This is a genomic window from Magnetococcus marinus MC-1 (assembly GCF_000014865.1).
In the GTDB taxonomy this organism is placed as follows: Bacteria; Pseudomonadota; Magnetococcia; order Magnetococcales; family Magnetococcaceae; genus Magnetococcus; species Magnetococcus marinus.
In genome coordinates this window covers 2,002,816-2,020,283 of sequence record NC_008576.1, presented here as the reverse complement: position 1 = coordinate 2,020,283, position 17,468 = coordinate 2,002,816, and the positions used below count along the sequence as shown (strand labels likewise).

17 protein-coding genes and 1 tRNA gene are annotated in these 17,468 nt (G+C 56.0%); 12 read left to right on the top strand and 6 right to left on the bottom strand.

All coding sequences use genetic code 11. The features are described from left to right. Window positions 1–112 precede the first annotated feature (112 nt). From MMC1_RS08325 to MMC1_RS08310, 4 genes are all read right to left on the bottom strand, one after another. A tRNA-Glu gene (locus MMC1_RS08325) sits at window positions 113–188 on the bottom strand. A 291-nt stretch (window positions 189–479) separates the two neighbouring features. Continuing rightward, a complete protein-coding gene (locus MMC1_RS08320) occupies window positions 480–887 on the bottom strand; it encodes a gamma-butyrobetaine hydroxylase family protein (protein ID WP_011713289.1) in 408 nt (135 codons plus the stop codon). A gap of 44 nt (window positions 888–931) precedes the next feature. Next, window positions 932–2,026, bottom strand: a complete 1,095-nt coding sequence (nagZ, locus tag MMC1_RS08315; RefSeq protein WP_011713288.1) for a beta-N-acetylhexosaminidase — start codon at window positions 2,024–2,026, stop codon at window positions 932–934. A 93-nt stretch (window positions 2,027–2,119) separates the two neighbouring features. Continuing rightward, window positions 2,120–4,153 carry a molybdopterin oxidoreductase family protein gene (locus MMC1_RS08310; protein ID WP_011713287.1) on the bottom strand — a complete coding sequence of 678 codons (2,034 nt, stop codon included), beginning with the start codon at window positions 4,151–4,153 and terminating at the stop codon, window positions 2,120–2,122. Between the two features lie 93 nt (window positions 4,154–4,246). Here MMC1_RS08310 and nth point away from each other — a divergent pair, with 93 nt between their 5' ends. Then, window positions 4,247–4,906 (top strand): endonuclease III, encoded by a 660-nt coding sequence (gene nth / locus MMC1_RS08305; protein WP_011713286.1) that lies wholly within the window; start codon window positions 4,247–4,249, stop codon window positions 4,904–4,906. Window positions 4,907–4,987: 81 nt separating this feature from the next. Next, window positions 4,988–5,485: a hypothetical protein gene (locus tag MMC1_RS08300; RefSeq protein ID WP_011713285.1), complete on the top strand. Its 498-nt coding sequence runs from the start codon at window positions 4,988–4,990 to the stop codon at window positions 5,483–5,485. 20 nt (window positions 5,486–5,505) lie between these two features. On the opposite strand, the gene queG is transcribed toward MMC1_RS08300, so the two are convergent. After that, window positions 5,506–6,669 carry a tRNA epoxyqueuosine(34) reductase QueG gene (gene queG / locus MMC1_RS08295; protein ID WP_011713284.1) on the bottom strand — a complete coding sequence of 388 codons (1,164 nt, stop codon included), beginning with the start codon at window positions 6,667–6,669 and terminating at the stop codon, window positions 5,506–5,508. A gap of 60 nt (window positions 6,670–6,729) precedes the next feature. Here queG and nadA point away from each other — a divergent pair, with 60 nt between their 5' ends. The 5 genes from nadA (at window position 6,730) to MMC1_RS08270 (ending at window position 11,925) form a co-directional block, all read left to right on the top strand. After that, a complete protein-coding gene (gene nadA / locus MMC1_RS08290; RefSeq protein ID WP_011713283.1) occupies window positions 6,730–7,827 on the top strand; it encodes a quinolinate synthase NadA in 1,098 nt (365 codons plus the stop codon). Between the two features lie 36 nt (window positions 7,828–7,863). Then, window positions 7,864–8,325 carry an HD domain-containing protein gene (locus MMC1_RS08285; protein ID WP_011713282.1) on the top strand — a complete coding sequence of 154 codons (462 nt, stop codon included), beginning with the start codon at window positions 7,864–7,866 and terminating at the stop codon, window positions 8,323–8,325. Between the two features lie 99 nt (window positions 8,326–8,424). After that, complete coding sequence (locus tag MMC1_RS19895; protein WP_011713281.1) at window positions 8,425–9,981, top strand: HD domain-containing protein; 1,557 nt, start codon at window positions 8,425–8,427, stop codon at window positions 9,979–9,981. A gap of 1 nt (window position 9,982) precedes the next feature. Beyond that, a complete protein-coding gene (locus MMC1_RS19890) occupies window positions 9,983–11,161 on the top strand; it encodes a ChaN family lipoprotein (RefSeq protein WP_011713280.1) in 1,179 nt (392 codons plus the stop codon). Window positions 11,162–11,481: 320 nt separating this feature from the next. Continuing rightward, window positions 11,482–11,925 (top strand): PilZ domain-containing protein, encoded by a 444-nt coding sequence (locus MMC1_RS08270; RefSeq protein WP_011713279.1) that lies wholly within the window; start codon window positions 11,482–11,484, stop codon window positions 11,923–11,925. Here the strand turns inward: MMC1_RS08270 and mutM are convergent. Continuing rightward, window positions 11,922–12,749, bottom strand: coding sequence for a bifunctional DNA-formamidopyrimidine glycosylase/DNA-(apurinic or apyrimidinic site) lyase (mutM, locus tag MMC1_RS08265; protein ID WP_011713278.1), 828 nt, complete (start codon window positions 12,747–12,749; stop codon window positions 11,922–11,924). The two genes, MMC1_RS08270 and mutM, sit on opposite strands and share 4 nt — an antisense overlap. Before the next feature lie 196 nt (window positions 12,750–12,945). Here mutM and ccmI point away from each other — a divergent pair, with 196 nt between their 5' ends. From ccmI to MMC1_RS08235, 5 genes are all read left to right on the top strand, one after another. Continuing rightward, window positions 12,946–13,878 carry a c-type cytochrome biogenesis protein CcmI gene (ccmI, locus tag MMC1_RS08255; RefSeq protein ID WP_011713277.1) on the top strand — a complete coding sequence of 311 codons (933 nt, stop codon included), beginning with the start codon at window positions 12,946–12,948 and terminating at the stop codon, window positions 13,876–13,878. 126 nt (window positions 13,879–14,004) lie between these two features. Beyond that, window positions 14,005–14,214 (top strand): twin-arginine translocase TatA/TatE family subunit, encoded by a 210-nt coding sequence (tatA, locus tag MMC1_RS08250; RefSeq protein WP_011713276.1) that lies wholly within the window; start codon window positions 14,005–14,007, stop codon window positions 14,212–14,214. A gap of 66 nt (window positions 14,215–14,280) precedes the next feature. Then, window positions 14,281–14,739, top strand: coding sequence for a Sec-independent protein translocase protein TatB (gene tatB, locus MMC1_RS08245; protein ID WP_011713275.1), 459 nt, complete (start codon window positions 14,281–14,283; stop codon window positions 14,737–14,739). A gap of 235 nt (window positions 14,740–14,974) precedes the next feature. Beyond that, window positions 14,975–15,790 (top strand): twin-arginine translocase subunit TatC, encoded by an 816-nt coding sequence (gene tatC / locus MMC1_RS08240; RefSeq protein WP_011713274.1) that lies wholly within the window; start codon window positions 14,975–14,977, stop codon window positions 15,788–15,790. Next, complete coding sequence (locus MMC1_RS08235) at window positions 15,787–17,466, top strand: ribonuclease J (RefSeq protein ID WP_011713273.1); 1,680 nt, start codon at window positions 15,787–15,789, stop codon at window positions 17,464–17,466. The genes tatC and MMC1_RS08235 overlap by 4 nt, the downstream gene beginning before the upstream one ends. Window positions 17,467–17,468 lie beyond the last annotated feature (2 nt).

Sequence of the window (17,468 nt, the reverse complement as noted above, 5' to 3'; positions counted from 1 at the left end):
CACCCCCCTGAACACAAGAAGGCCCGCTGATACAATCAGCGGGCCTTCTTGTGTACTTGCCCTAGGGGCTTTCCCGACGAGGGATTCGCCTGTGTTGGCGGCCCTCTTAATATGGCGTCCCGTACGGGAATCGAACCCGTGTTACCGACGTGAAAGGCCGGTGTCCTAGGCCTCTAGACGAACGGGACAGTGCTACGTCGTGGGGCAGTTTATAGCGCAATCCAGGGCATGGATGCAACGCTTTTTTTCACACACCCCTCACAAAAACGCCATACACTAAAAACAAGGGGAAAAAATCACCACCATACCACCTTCCCAAAGCCCATGACCCCGCGTTCACGCACCCCACATCCAAACACAATATCGACCCAAAAAAACCGGCCCCAAAGCCAAGGTGCACCGCCTTACGCCATATCGGACAATCCTACTCCCTTTGCCGACCATCCACCGCACGGCGCGCCCCCTGCCCTCTCACGCCATCACACCACCTTGATGGCAAACACCGAAGGACGCCGACGCTTACCCGCCTGCTGTAACTCGGCCTCATAGCCCTTCCAGTAGGTCTCCATATTTTCATCCAGATCAAACAGCATCTCCCAATCATAAATACCACTATCATGATCGTCGGAAAAACCAAGCCTTACCGCATAGTGCCCCACCGGCTCAATCATCTTGAGCGTGACATCCAGTTTACCATCAATCAGCTTTTTTTGATCCGGCGTATGGCCGCGACACTCGGCACAGGGGCAAAATACCCGCAATGCCTCCATGCTATAACGGGATTTAAGGCCATTTTCCCAGGTGATCTCAAGCACTTTCTCTGCTGAGATTTGGCGAATCTCCGTGGGTAGATGGGCGCTACCAAAGCGGGTTTGATCCAATTTCATCGTCTTCTCCCTCAAGCGGGTTCTAAGCCCGCTTCGTTCAATGCTTAGCCAACTTCCGTAGGGTCGCGCCCCATATCTGCGGCCACCATACGCTGTAGCCTCTCTTTTAACGCCTGCTGGGCCGGATCGGCAACCACCTTTTGCCAATCCCCCGGTGAAATACGATAGTTCTGCAACACCGCCTCAATACGCTGGGCATCTTGCCTCTGTTCCTGCGGAGACTTCTCCCCCAGCGCCTGTTGAACCCCATTCAGCGCCTGCTGCATGTGGTTCAACCGCCCAGAACAGACCAAGAGTTGGTCACAACCGGCCCGCACTGCCCGGGCGGCGCGATCCTCCATATTACCGCCCAAAGCACCCATCTCCAGCGCATCCGAGATGATCAAGCCCCCATAGCCCAACCGCTGCCGCAACCAATCCTTCAACACCACCGATGACCAAGTGGCCGGTCGTAAGGGGTCCAACGCCGACATGACCAGATGCGCGGTCATAATCCCCTGCAACAGAGGCAACAATTGCACATATGGGACCCACGTACGGCTCAGCAGTTCCCTTATTTCGGTATGCACCACCGGTAAACTGCGGTGCGAATCCACCATCGCATCCCCATGACCAGGAAAATGCTTGGCGACCCCCATCACCCCCGCCTCTTGCAACCCCTGCAACCAAGCCCCGGCTAACCGGCTGATGCTCAACGGATTATCCCCGAATGCACGATTACCAATCACCGGATCCGCCCCCGGTGCCGGAATATCCACCACCGGCGCACAGTTGATGCCAATACCAAACGCCCGCAGCTCTCGGCCTGCCAGGGCCCCACACTGCCTGGCCAGCCGTTCGGCCTGCTGGGGGGCATATGCGTAGATCTTGGCAAAGCTTTCCGCCGCAGGTAAGCGGGTTAATGGGCAACGCAAACGCTGCACCCGCCCCCCTTCTTGATCAATCCAGATGACCGTGCTTGGGCTCTGTTGGCGAATCGCCCGGATAAGCGCCACCACCTGCTCGGGCTGCTCTATATTGCGCGAAAAAAGCATCACCCCCGCAGGTTCAACACGCTGTAGATAAGCCCGCTCAGGCTCACTCAGGCGCGTACCTGCCAGCGTGACGACCAAATAACGCCCCGCTTGCCGAGTCTTCATAATAGCCCTCTCACGCGATCGGTTCCCCCATCTCAAAACCTCTCCTGTTCACCCACACTAGCCACCGCATCGAGGCTTGGCCTCCTAAGGCCCTTAATCCACCTTTTCCACCTGCACCCGGTTATCATGAAAAGCCACCCCGCCATGGGGCAGCACCGCGTTGGCATGGCTCAGCGCATTGAGGGAGATCCCCTCTTTAAACGCATGTGCGGCAAAATTACTCTCACACAGGGTTAAGCCCGGGCGTACATCTTCGCTCACATGGGCCTTAAAGCGCAAAAACGCCAAGGCATTATAGGCCACCACCCAATCCCCCTCAACAATGCCCCGTTCAGCGGCATCCACAGGGTTGATCATTAAGGTTGGCTCCCCTAATTTTTGCTCATGGTCCGCACTTAGGGTAAAGGTTGAATTTAACACCGCGTGGGCGGGTGGGGTCATAAAATCCAGCGGATAGGCTCGATCCGAGGGCAAATCCCGACGATTCACCGCCCAATGGTCGGGCAGCGCGGGCATGGCGGTATTCCCCCATGCGGGCCGAAAGTGAAATTTGCCATCGGCGTGACCAAAGCCGTTGCGGTGGTAGCGATCTGCCTCATGGGGGGTAACATTGTGCCAACGCTGCGACCACTGCTCACGGGGGGGCAGCTTGGAATCCGCCAGCACCTGCGCCACCGTCTCGCTTAGGTTGCGTTGAAACACCTCTTCCGTAAAGCCCAAACGCTGAGCCAGATCATTGACCCAATCATGGTTACAGCGGCAGGCACCCGGTGGCGGCAACAGCGCCTCGGCATGTTGCAAGGTGTATTGACCATACGAGCTATAGAGATCTTCATGCTCCAAAAAGGTGGTGGCGGGCAGCAGAATATCGGCAAATTTGGCGGTATCGCTCATCACCTGCTCATGCACGACGGTAAACAGATCATCGCGGGTTAGGCCGCGATAGACCGCTCCCAGATCCGGTGCTGTCACCGCCGGGTTCACGCTCATGATGAGCATGGCTGTTACCGGCGGGGCTAACTGGGCATCCCCCAGCACGGCGCCAAGACGGCTCATATCCAGCTCGCGGCTGGGTGTGCCATCCACCAAATGCGGGGCGGTAATCGCCTGAATATTCACCCCAAAGGCCCCGTGAGACATCATCATGGCACCACCACCGGGCTTCTCCCACGCGCCAACCATGGCGGGCAAACAGCTTACGGCGTGAATATTGACCGCGCCGTTGTTCTGACGGCTCATTCCCAGCCCCATACGAATATAGGGGGCGGCGGCCTGCCCATACTGGCGGGCAAAAGCGCGGATGGTTTCCGCCGACAAGCCGGTAATGTGCGCCGCCCACTCGGGGGTTTTGTGGCTCAGGTGGGCCTCCACCTCGCCATCAAAATCACTCATGCGGGCCAGATAGTCGCGGTTGGCCAGCCCCTCTGCCAGCAAGACATGCATCATGGCGGCGGCCAGTGCGCCATCGGTGCCGGGGCGGGGATTAAGATGCTCATCGGCCAGTTTCGCGGTACGGTTGCGGTAGGGATCCACCACCACTAGGCGTGCCCCACGGGCGCGGGCCTTTTTCACAAAATTCATGAGATTGATGTGGGTCGAAACCGCATTGATGCCCCACAAAATCACCAGATCACTGGAAGCGGCCATATCCTCCGCCGAAGGGCCATAAAAGGTGCCCACCCCTGCCTGCCAGCCAGAAACTCCGACAAAGGAGCAGATGGTGCCCTTCATACGGCTAAACCCGGCCCGATGGGTCAAGCGCTCCAGCGCTTTGCGTTGCAACAGCCCCATGCTGCCACCATACCAGTAGGGCCAAACGGTTTCGGCCCCATAACGGCTGATGCGGCTCTGTAGCTGCGCCACCACGGTTTGCATGGCCTCATCCCAGCTTATGGGCTCAAAGTGGCCCAACCCTTTGGGGCCGACCCGTTTCATGGGTTGGGTGATACGTGGGCCATTTTGCACCGCCCCATAGCGGGCCACTTTGCCGCAGATAACCCCTTGGGTGAAGGGGTGTTGGGCATCCCCTTTGATCCCCTTGAGCTGCCCCTGCTGCAAGGTAACTTCCAAGGCGCAGGCACTGGGGCAATCCAAGGGGCAGGTGGTGTGGTGAATCTGCGTAGGCATAGCAAGGCTCCATTGGCCGTGTGAAAGCATTGGGCACACATGCCCTGTATCTGGTATAACCCTTGAGAAACCTCAATTCAATGGAAGCGCACCATGGCCCGTAAGAGCAAACACGAGATTGAATCCATTTTCAGCACCCTCAAGGCGGCCAATCCCGAGCCTAAGAGTGAACTGGATTATCGCAACCCCTTTGAATTGCTGGTGGCGGTGGTGCTCTCGGCCCAATCCACCGATGCCGGAGTGAACAAGGCCACCCCCGGACTGTTTGCCGCCGCCCCCACCCCCCAAGCCATGGCCGATTTGGGGGAAGAGGGTATCAAACCCTATATTCGTACCATCGGCCTGTTTAACAGCAAGGCCAAAAATTTGGGCTTGCTGGCAAAAAAGTTGGTTGCGGAACATGACAGCCAAGTACCCCAGAGCCGCGAAGCGCTGCAAGCCCTGCCTGGGGTGGGACGTAAAACCGCCAATGTGGTATTGAATGTTGCTTTTGGTCAGCCCACCATGGCGGTAGATACCCATGTTTTTCGGGTCTCGAACCGTTTGGGTCTGGTGAGTAGTAAAACCCCAGAGTCAACTGAGGCCCCCTTGATCAAGGTGATTCCCCCCCATTTTATGGACCATGCCCACCATTGGTTGATATTGTTGGGACGTTACACCTGCAAAGCACGTAAACCGTTATGTGAAAGCTGTAGCGTGGCCCAGTGGTGCAGCACCGACCAGCGCCAGCAGCGTGTCGACCGCCAGAAATAAGGTTTATTTAAGACGACAAAGCATTTTTGATTGATCATTCATCGCCAATCCACCGATAAGAGAAGCAGGAGGATTGCAACCATGTTTAACCCCGTTCAAAATGTCATGGTGTTTGGGCTGCTCAGTGCGTTTCAAAGAGAGGTGAGTCGCAGCCGCGACCGCCGGGATATACGCACCGAAAATGGCAAGGCCGAGGCTGAGCACCATGTCGAGACCACCCAGGCGTCAAACCAGAGTCCCGCGCTCCGTCAGCGTAGCAAGCCCAACGTGGGCCACACCGCCAGCCATGAACCGGTGGAGTCGGTCCAGCGTGTGGTGCGCCACCAAGAGCGGGAGGATGACGAGCAAGCGTCCCAGCAGCAATCCCAGCAGCAGCGTGATCAACAGGTCGCGCAGCACGCTCTGCAGATGATTCGCGCCAACCAAGTCGCCGAAGATACCGCCCACTATGCCCGCTGGCATTTAGCGCCCGAGGCCCGCCGTCAACAGTTGGAGCGGGCGACGCAGTTTTTAGTGAGTGCCATGCGCCGCAACCCCATCTATACCGAGCCCCTGCCAGATGAAGAAGAGAGCGTCTAAGCCCCTCCCCCTCTGGTGTTTTAGACACCCTGACACAACCGCGCCAACTCCTGCCGCACATAGCCGTCTGCTTCAACCCGCCAAGCCTGTTGCAACGCTTCTGCAACAGCGATGTGATGCCGATGCTCCCCCAGGCCCCAGACGGCATGGCCACGCACCAGCGGGTGTTCATGGGTTAAGAGTTGGTTAAGCATCGCAATTGCCTCTGCACTACCCCAATTACCCAGCGCCACCGCCACATTACGTTGTAGCCGTATGCGCCCACTGCGCTTGACCGGCGATTGCCGAAACATGCTGCGAAAGGTTTCTTCGGTCAATTGCGCCAACATCAGCAGGTCGGGCTCTTGGCCGCCATCTTGTGGCTGCAACAGGGGATCTTGAGTCGGTGCGCCAAAGCGGTTAAAGGGGCAGACCATCACACAATCATCACAGCCATAGACACGATTGCCCATAGCCCGACGCAGAGCGTGGGGAATGGGCAGATCGGTTTCAATGGTCCAATAGGCCAAACAATCGGGGGCCAGCAGCCAATAGGGGCGATCCAAAGCCCCGGTCGGGCAGGCTTGCTGGCAGCGTCTACACTGCCCGCAATGATCGGGCTCGCAGGCATCGGCGGGCAGCGCTAGGGAGAGAAAAAACTCCCCCAAAAAGAGCCAGCAGCCATAGTGTCGCGACACCAGCATGCTGTTTTTACCCTGCCAGCCTAATCCAGAGTGGGCCGCTACCGGACGTTCCAACAGCGGCGCGGTATCCACAAACAGCCGCCCCTCGTGGGCGTGACCCAGGCGCTTCTCTAACCATTGAGCGAGGGCCTTGAGGCGCTTTTTAAGGATATCATGATAATCCTTGTTGCGTGCATAGGCGGAGATATACCCTTTAGCGGGCTTATGCAGGGTGGTCAATAAAGTGGGGTCGGGTTGATAGTTGACCCCCACCACCATAATGGTCGCCAACCCTGGCATTAACTGGGCAGGATCCACCCGCCGCTCCTGGTTACGGGCCATCCACGCCATATCCCCATGCCCCCCGGCGGCCAGCCACGCATCGAGGCATTCATGGTGGGGTGGCGGGGTTGGTGGGGCAAAGGCTACGCTATCAAAACCCATTTCCAGCGCCTTGGAGCGGATTTCCTCCTTGAGTTCATGGCTCTGGTGGGTACATTGTGTGTGTGAAATGGGGAGCATCTCTCTCCTAAGATTCGTGTTTGACGCCAGCCCATAGGGCTGACCAACTGGAAATGGGCAATGACGACTGCAAACAAAGTGGCTCTAGACCCCCTCTACCAACTCACCGATGCAGAACTGGATGCCCGTATTGTGGCGGCCAAAGCGGCCTTGGGCAACCGCTGTGTGATTTTAGGGCACCACTACCAGCGAGAAGAGGTCTACCGCTACGCCGATCTAACGGGGGACTCCCTCAAGCTAGCCCGGCTGGCCTCGCAACGGCCCGAGGCCGATTATATCCTCTTTTGTGGTGTGCATTTTATGGCAGAGGTGGCCGATATTCTCTCCGCCCCCCACCAAACCGCCATTTTGCCTGATATGGCTGCGGGCTGCTCCATGGCCGATATGGCCGACCTTCCCGCTGTGGAGGATTGTTGGCGCCAGCTTAACACCCTGTTGGATGCCGAAGCCACCCTAACCCCCATCACCTATGTAAATTCGGCGGCGGATTTAAAGGGCTTCTGCGGGGAGCATGGGGGCACGGTCTGCACCTCATCCAATGCTGCCCACGTGCTCAAGTGGGCCTTTGGTGAGCGGGAGAAGGTACTCTTTTTTCCTGATCAACATCTGGGCCGCAATACCGGTGCCGCCATGGGTATTGGGTTGGAAGAGATGGTCTTATGGCGTCCAACCGAACCCATGGGGGGGTTGACGCCGGCGCAGATCAAGGCCGCCAAGATCATTTTGTGGGACGGCTTTTGCTCGGTCCACCAGCTCTTCCAGCCCGCCCACATTGAGCAGTGGCGTCAGCGTCTGCCCGGGGTTCAGGTGATTTGTCATCCCGAGTGCAGTTTTGAGGTGTGTCAAAAGGCGGATGCCCTAGGCTCCACCGAGCTGATCCAAAGCCGCGTGCGCGAGGCACCGGCGGGTAGCCAATTTGTCATTGGCACCGAGTTGAATTTGGTCAACCGTCTCAAGCATGAGATGCCAGAAAAAGAGATTCATTTTCTTAGTCCCACCCTGTGCATGTGTTCGACCATGTTTCGCATTGATCCGCAACATCTGTTGTGGAGCTTAGAGAATCTCATCGCTGGCGAGGTGGTCAACCCCATTGTGGTGCCCGCCCAGCAGGCGGCTATGGCCAAGGTTGCCCTGGAACGTATGCTGGCCATCGTTTAAACATCATCTGCCGTTGGATTAAGGGGGAGAGCCATTATGGCCGACTTAGAGACCGCCATTGCCATTGCCACCCGCGCCCATAAAGGGCAAAAGGATAAGGCTGGGCAGCCCTATATTTTGCACCCCTTACGGGTGATGATGAGCCAAACCAGTGATACTGCCCGCCAAGTGGCCGTACTGCATGATGTGGTGGAAGATACCGAGGTTACCCTGCAATTTTTGGGCGAGACTGGCTTTTCTTACGATGTGCTTTATGCGGTGGAGCTGCTGACCCGCAAGCCCAGCGAGAACTATGCCGAGTATCTGCGGCGGGTCATGGCCCACCCCATCGCCAGTGCCGTTAAACGCGCCGATTTGGAGGATAATATGGACATTCGGCGGCTTCCGGAGAATCTGCAAGCTGAGGATCTGGCTCGCCTGCAAAAATACCGGGCCGCCTGGGAGGTGTTGGCGCTGGCTGGCAGTGTCAGTGAAAACCCTCTATTGAAAGGCCTATAAATAGACAATCGCGCCCCTACCCAAGACGGTGCTGCCTCTGGGTTAGCGGCTAGCTTGCTTAGGGATATTTGTCACGCATTGCTAACAAGGAGCCCCATCGTGACCGAACTGGAGAGCGCGCCGGTCAAGCTGTTCCGGGATCCGGTGCATGACATGATTGAGTTGCGCCTGCACAGCGGGCCTATGGAGGAGTCGCCGCCCTGGGCCTGGGGCGATACCCTCTTGCTGGCCCTCATCGACACTCCGCCCTTGCAACGCCTGCGGCGCATCCGGCAGCTTGGCCCGGCGGCCAAGGTCTACCCCTCTGCCGAACATAGCCGTTTTTCCCACGCTTTGGGCACCATGCATTTGGCAACCCGCATGATTGCCGAGGTCGCGCAAGGCCATCCTGGGGTGATTTCACCTCTCTTGGGTCTGCAAATTCGGGTGGCGGCGCTCATCCACGATCTGGGGCATGGCCCATACTCCCATGTTTTTGAGCATGTCAGCCCTACCCCCATCGCCCATGAGCTGCGGGGTATTGCGCTGCTTGAGCACGATAGCCCCGTTCGCCGGGCAATCCACCACTTTTGTGAAAAACACCATTTAGACCACGCGCGTTTTACCCATGAGTTAGCCCTCATCCTAGGCTCTGGTGAGGCGACCGGGTTATTGGGACTGGCCCGACAATTTATCTCCAGCCAGCTGGACGCCGACCGCATGGATTATCTTCAGCGGGACGCCCATTTTACCGGGGTACGCTATGGCCGCTTTGATGCGGCGTGGTTGATGCGCTCTTTACGGCTTAAACAGACGGCCTCTGGCCCGCTGCTGTGCGTAGAGATCGCCAAAGGGCCAGCGGCGTTGGAGTCCTACATTGCCGCTCGCGATGATATGTATCGGCAGGTGTATGATCACAAGGCAGTGCGAGCGTTTGAGGCACTGCTGATTCACATCATCCGCACTCTGCTGGCATTGCTGGATGCCCACCAGCCCCTGCCCAGCGGCACACCGATGGAGCTGGTGCGCTATCTTCAGCAGGAGCGCCAAGCCGAGGCGCAAGAGCCCGCCCTGTTTCAAGCGTTAGATGATGCGGTCTTGGATTATGCCATCGGCTACTGGTCACGGCTTACGCTGACGCAGCAGGATACGCCTCTGCTTTGGGAGCTACGTCGCAAGAGCGGCATGTTTCAGCACCGTTTAGCCCCCTACAAGCGCCTGCTGTGGCATATGGACCCTGAGCAGCGTTTATGGGAAGAGGGGGATGAAGGGGTGCAGGATCAAGATGGTGCCACGGATGTTATTTTGGATGCCGATGCCGCCCAGGCTTTGCAGCACTTTTTGCACAGCCATGGGGATCACCCTTTGGAGATTGTGGAACCAGAAAGTGGTCGTCAATGGAACGTTCCACTCAGTCTACTGGTCCATGTAGATAGCCTACACCGCGCCCCGTATGCCCATATGCAGTATGCGGTGGGCAGTCGTGGTAGCATTCCGGTGTTGGAGGGGAATGGACGTTTACGCTGGGCGGAGCAGGCTTCGGAGCGCATTAATTTTCTGGGGCACTGCCGCCGTAAACAGGCCCGCGTTTTTGTGGATCGGCGGGCGTTGGCTGGGGTAATGGCCCTGATTCACCAGCATTTTCAACATCCACTGCTTAAATTGTGGGAGAGATAACATGGCCGCACCCCTGATCGCGGGAGGCGCTCTTTTATTGGCCTTTTTGGTGGGGAGCAACATGCCCGTTTCGGTTAAGACCCATGAGATTGTGGAGCTGCACAGCCGCAACACCCTCACTCAAGGGGCTTTGGTGGAACAGCTTAGCCAGCAGCGGGTGGTGTTAGTGGGGGAGCAGCATGATGATCCCCACCAACATGGGGTACAATTACAGGTGATTCAGGCTCTGCACCAAAAGCATGGTTTGGTGGCGGTGGGCATGGAGCAGTTTCCCCGTCATTTACAGCCGGTCTTAGACCGCTGGAGTGCGGGCGCGTTAAGCGAAGAAGCCTTTTTGGATGAAACCGAATGGTACTTTACCTGGGGCATGGAGCCTGAGCTGTATCTGCCCATTTTGCGTTATGTGCGGGACCACCATTTGCCGTTGTTGGCGCTTAATGTCAAGCGCAGCATCATTGCCGAGATACGGGAAAAAGGGTTGGACAAGCTTGACCCTACCCAACGCCAGCAGCTTCCCACACCAGCCCCCCCGGCCCAAGCTTATCGTCACTATTTGCAGGATATTTTAGCGGCCCACCATCCACAAATGCCCCTAAAGGGTTCGGCAGAAAGCTTTATCCAAGCGCAAACCACCTGGGATACCGTTATGGCCCAGGGGCTTTATGATTGGGCACAACGTCATCCCAACGGCATCGCCATTGGTTTGGCTGGCACCGGGCACATCGAATTTGGTTATGGTATACCCCACCAACTCAAGGCGCTGGGCCTTACGCAAATCGCCACGGTGATTCCCTGGAGCAGTGGCAGCGATGGGATAAAACCAGATAGCGGCGACTACGCTTGGGGCACACCCATTATGGAACGGGTGGAACAACCCCCGCCGGTCCGTTTGGGTATTTTATTAGAGGAGGCCGCCAAGAGCGCCCATGGCCCGGTGGAGATTGCTCAGGTCATGCCCAACAGCATTGCTGAGGGGGCGGGTATGCAGGCAAAGGATCGCATCATCGCATTAGAGGGCCAAGCTACCCTGAGCAATCATCATTTGGTACGCTTGTTACGCCAGCACCATTGGGGCGACACGCTGACCCTGACCCTTGTCCGGGATGGCCAGCAACAGAGCTTAACGGTGCAACTGCCCACGGACCCTCCCAAGCCAAAACCCCACCACGGTTCCCCTTAATCCAAGCCACCTAGGGCCGGTATCAAACCGGTCCCGGGGTTTGGCAGCCTCAGGCCCCATCCCTTGACCATAGAAAAAACCAAAGGCCAGGTTATACCCGGCTTATTTTCATATCCTTTTCAAATTGTTTCAAATAATACGGCATAGACAAGAGCGTCAAAACCCTATGTCATGTTGGAGATCCAAGAACACCCAAACATGACCAAATGTCACAGCAGAGAAAAATAATGCTGTCAGGTTGGGGAGAATTCTGCGATTATGAGCGCATAGGCTTTACGGCACGACAACAAGCCTTTGCACGCAGAATAAAGGGGGCTGAGATGTCGGTCAAAAACAAGCAGGGTAGTGCAGCCATTAAACCCAATGATTTCCAAATCAACATTTCGCCCATCAAAAAAGCGACCCCCTACCAAACGGCTATAGACAGTGGCCATCGCAAGCATCTGCGCATTACCCATAATGTTCGTGCCGATATGCATTTTAAGGGTGGTATAAGCCTATCGGGTCAAACCCAAGATATCTCGGCAGAGGGCCTTTTTGTACGCTTGCCCACAACCCCAGCCCATATGGCTCCTGGCACCATAGGGACCATTACCATGCACCCAAAACTTGGTAAGGCCTTAAAATTTCACTGCGAAGTTGTACGGACCATGAATAAGGGCATCGCCTTGTTATTGACCGATCATGATCGTCATGAAATGGGCATGACCCTGCTTTATGATATTTTGGGCAATCTTAATCATGCTAAAAAAGTGATCCCCTAGGCCCGCTGGCATTGGGGGCAATAATAGCTGGAGCGCTGCCCCAGTACCTGTTTTTCTATGGTGGTGCCACATTTTGGGCACGCTTTACCCGCACGCCCATAGACATTGAGGGATTGTACAAAGTAGCCCGGTTTGCCATCACTGCCAATAAAATCCCGCAGCGTGGTCCCACCCTGTTCGATTGAATCCCCCAACACCGCTTTAATGGCACAGGCCAGCGCCCGGTAGCGTCCTAAGCCCACTTTACCTGCGGCTTGAGCGGGAGCAATGCCGGCGCGAAACAGCGCCTCGCTGGCGTAGATGTTGCCGACCCCCACCACCACGCTTTGATCCATAATATAATTTTTTACTGCCAGTTGACGCCCACGGGAACCCTGGTGGAGGTAACGACCATTGAGGCTGCGATGCAGGGGTTCTGGCCCCAATTTGGCCAGCAGGGGATGTTCTTCTTCTGGGCTGGTTACCGGTATCCACACTACCGCGCCAAAACGCCGGGGATCATGCAAGCGCACCATCTGCCCGCCTTCCATCACCCAATCCACATGGTCATGTTTGGCGGGGGGGGTATGCTCGGGCACAATACGCAAAGAACCAGACATGCCCAAGTGAACCAGCAAGGTTCCTTGCGGGCAGCGCCATAAAAGATATTTAGCCCGCCGGGCCACTTGTTGGATCACCTGCCCCACCAACTCTTTTTCCAGGGTTTTAACCGGTATGGGCCAGCGCAGTTGGGGCTGACGCACCACCACGCCACACAGGCGTTTACCCACCAGGGCGGGTTCAATACCCCGGCGGGTGGTTTCAACCTCTGGTAATTCCGGCATATCGCTCTCCCTTTACGCGCTTTTCCCACACAAGGCACAATCAATCTTCGCCATTCCTGTTTAGGTCTGCTACATTATGGACATTTTGCACACCATAGCACGGGTTGATAGAGCTCAAGGCCATCATGTATTGTCTGCGCTAAACTCACGAGTGTGCCTTGTTTGATCAACAACCGCCTAATAGGACGGAAATGGTATGACCCTCTGGCTAATCATTATTCCCATTTTGAGTGTCGCCCTTTTTATGGTGTTTGTGCCGCTATTTCGGGCCAATGGCAACCGCCCCCTGCCTGTGGGGTTAGAGGGCAACCCCCTGGTGGAGTTGCAAGACCGCCGGGATATTCTCTTGCGCCAGCTTAAAGAACTGGAGATGGACACCCAAGGAGGATTGGTGGACGCAGACGATGCCGCCAATAACCGAAAGGGGATGGAAGAAGAGCTGGGTGAGATTTTAACCAAGCTAGATGCCCTGGAGAAACCGGCCCAGACAGCGCCTCAGTCAGCGTCGGACGCGCAACGTTCCCAAGCCAATTTAAGCGTTAGCCGCGCCATGGGTGTTGCGGTCATCGTGTTGGTGAGTACATCCAGTGTCATGGCCTATCAGCTGCTTTCTACGGCTGACCGGGAGATTCTGGCGGAACAAGCTCCACAAGAGCAGGAAGGCGGCCCTATGCAGGGCCAGCAGGCCCCCGATATTGGTGCCATGGTTGCGCGGCTGGAAGAGCGCTTAAAATCGGAACCGGATAATATTGATGGCTGGCTCATGCTCGGACGTTCGTTGCGCAATATGGATCGCACCATGGATGCCATCAATGCCTACAAACATGTGTTGGAACGCCAACCGGATCATGTGGATGCTGCGGTGGGCATGGCGATCACTCTATTAGAGACGGAAGATAGGGCTCAAATGGGGGTCGGCATCAAATTATTAGAGAGTATCCACAAAAAACAGCCGGAGCAGTTGGACACCCTGTGGCTGTTGGGTATGGGCTCTTACCAGCTTGGTGCGTACGAGGCTGCTGTCAAATGGTTGGACAAGTTACTCCCCCTTGCCCCTGAGGATGTTAAAGCGCAGGTGCAAAAGGCCATTGATATGGCGAAACAAAAGCTTCAAGCACAAAAGGGGTAACTGATTTCACACCCCAACCCCCCTAAGGGATCACGATGCATGGCATTGTGGTTTAAAGTAGGGTAGAGTATGTAACCTTTATGGCGTGGCACCGCCACACAGATTCACCCTTTTGGAGGCAGCCGAATGTTTGGTTTGGGTACCATGGAGATGGTCATCATTTTGGTGATTGTTTTGGTTATCTTCGGTGCGGGCAAGCTGCCCAAGGTGATGGGCGACATGGGTCGCGGCGTAAAGAGCTTTAAAAAAGCGATGAATGCAGAGGATGATGCGCCTGCTGAGCCCGAGGTGAGCAAGCCCGCTGCGGCGGAATCCACGGAGAAAAAAGACGCCTAATGACGATTGGGTAACCACTTGGTCTCTGTGTGGTGCGGGCTCCTCTGGCGTTGAAGGATAGACGCGATGTTTGGTATGGGTTGGGGTGAGATTTTCATCATCCTGGTGGTGGCGTTGGTGGTGATCGGGCCGGATAAACTTCCAGAGGTTGCCCGTGGTTTAGCCAAAGCCCTACGCCAGATGCAACGGTTTGCCCAGGATATCCGCGACAGCGTGGATCTGGATGAAATTCAGCACAGCAATCGTCCCAGCCAAGGGTCGGCTCCGGCACCGCTGGCCGCTTCTGAGCGGCTGGACCTGCCTCCGCCGCAGGTTGCCCAAGCCAGCGGCAAAGGCAAAGCCGCTGCCGATGATTGGTATGAAGATGAGGTCGCCGGTTATCAATATGCCGATGGGGATGATGCACCGCCGCCCCCCACCACGGCGGCTCTCTCGCCTGCATCGGCTGCCGAGCCGAAGCCTGCTGCTGAGCCGAAGCCTGCCGCTGAGACGGCTCATCCGGCAGAAGCGCCTAAATCTGTTTAACCCTGTTCCCGGCCTTCCCCACGAGGGTAGGGGTTGGGGCTGTGTATCCGGTGGGATTGACTGTCGCCGTGGTCGTTGTCTGTTTTTTTTGCCCGGCATAGCATGGTGGCGTTACGCATGGCTGGTGGTTGCATCGCGCCCCTGTTACGGCAACGCCACCCCAACCCTTCATAAACGGCGCATCTTTTCGCGAGGGTGCGCCGATTGCCATTTAAAATCTGGAGCATGAGCGGCCATGAACCTGGACGTTGAACAAAAAGCCCCGCTGGTTGAACATCTCATTGAGCTACGCAACCGATTGATGATCTCGGTAGGGGCGATTATTGTCGGCTTTATCTTGTGCTACAGCTTTTCTGAGCAAATTTTTGAGTTTTTGGCGGCCCCCCTGCATGAGATTTTGGGCCCCCAGGCAAAGATGATCTACACGGCCCTGCATGAAGCCTTTTTTACGCAGATCAAGGTCTCTTTTTTTGCGGGACTGTTTCTCGCTATGCCGGTGCTGTTTACCCAGATGTGGCTGTTTATTGCGCCGGGGCTTTACCAACATGAGCGTTCGGCCATCCTGCCCTTTTTGTTTGTCACACCGGTTCTCTTTTTTATGGGTGGCACCCTAGCTTACTACTTTGTTTTTCCATTGGCTTTTAAATTTTTCTTGGGGTTTCAGTCGTCTACCATCGAAGCGCTACCGTCCATGCGGGAGTATCTTTCGCTGGTGATTAAGCTCATCATTGCCTTTGGTATTACCTTTGAGCTGCCGGTGGGGCTGTTGTTGGCCATTAAGGCCGGGGTTGTCTCTACGGCGGGTTTGGTAGACAAACGTAAATACAATATTGTATTGGCCTTTGTGGCGGCGGCCATTTTAACCCCGCCAGACCCCTTTACCCAGGTAATGTTGGCCATACCCATTATGTTGATGTATGAAATTTCAATCTTTTTTGGTCGCGGCATCGAGCGCAAACGCGCCGAGCAAGAAGCCGCCGAAGAGGCCCAATGGGCCGCTGACCATAATGTCGATGATGATGATGTAGACCACCCGGAGCATAAAGCATGACAAGCAGCACTGAAGGATCTGTACGCATTTTACCCTTAGGTGGGCTGGGTGAGATCGGCATGAACCTGATGGTCTATGAGTGCCAGGGAAAATTGCTGGTTTTTGATACCGGTTTAACCTTTCCCTCACCAGACACCCCCGGTGTGGATGTGATTATTCCCGATATTCGCTGGTTGGAAGAGCGTAAACAGGATGTGGTGGGCATTATCCTTACCCATGGGCACGAAGATCATATTGGTGCCCTGCCCTATGTGTGGCCCCGTCTAGAGTCCCCCATCTTTGGCACAGCCTTTACCCTGGGGCTGGTCAAGATGAAATTTAAGGAGCATGACCTCTCCACCGCCACCATTCGCGAGGTACGCCATCGCGAGGCCTTTCAAGTAGGTCCTTTTAACCTAATCTTTATTCATGTTACCCACTCCATTGTGGACGCCTCGGCGGTGGCCATTCGCACCCCCATTGGTACCCTTTTGCATAGTGGTGATTTTAAGTTTGATCACACGCCGGTCAACGGTTTGACCAGCGATCTGTTCAGCCTTGCCAAGTTGGGGGAAGAGGGGGTTTTGGCCCTGCTCTCCGACTCCACCAACGTGGACCGCAGCGGCTCGTCTCGGTCCGAGAGCAGTGTGCGCCCCGCCCTGGATGAACAGATGGCCCGCGCCCAAGGTTTGGTGGTGTGTGCAACGTTTAGCTCTAACATCCATCGTATCCAACAAATTGTTGACTCGGCCATTGCCCATGGTCGCAAGGTGGTGCTCAATGGCCGCTCCATGGAGGCCAATGTTGGGGTGGCCCGTGAGCTGGGTTTTATCCGGCTGGATGGGGATGATCTGGTCACGGTCAAAAGCATTAAGAACCATGAACGCCATCGGCTTTGCATCATCAGCACGGGCAGCCAAGGGGAGCCCAACTCCTCCTTGATGCGCATTGCCCACCAAGAGCATCGGGATATTATCTTGGGGGCTGGGGATATGGTCATTCTCTCTTCCAAGTTTATTCCGGGCAATGAGCGGGCGATTTGGAGCTTGATTAACCTGCTCTATGAGCGGGGTGTTGAGGTTGTGCATGAAAAGGACAACCCCCACATTCACGTCTCTGGTCATGCCCCAGCGGATGATTTAAAAACCATGCTGGCGCTGACCAAACCACGTTTTTTTATTCCAATGCATGGCGAACCCCGCCATCTACACCTGCATCGCAAACTGGCCTTGGCAATGGGTGTAGCTGAGGAGCGCTCTTTGGTCATGGAAAACGGTGATCTGGTGGAGCTAACCCCCAACCATATCAGCATTATCGACCGGGTTGAGCATGGCCGGGTGTTTGTGGATGGTAAAGGGGTTGGCGATATTTGTGATATTGTGATGCGGGATCGGCGCCATCTTTCCGAGGATGGCATGGTGGTGGTGGTGATGGTGGTGGCTAAAGATGGCGGGCAACTGCTGGAGGGGCCAGAAATCCTCACCCGTGGGGTGATCCATGAAGATGAAAATCCCCAGATGTTGGAAGAAATGCGCGAAACGGTTGCACAGGCCCTTGCTATTGGGGCCAAAGGCATGGATTTTAATGAGGATGAACAGGTAGGCGCTAGTGATATCGCAGTACGTGCGTTACGGCGCTTTTTCAAAAAACGGCTAGGACGCCGACCGGTGGTTCTCCCTATGGTGATGGAGATGTAGGA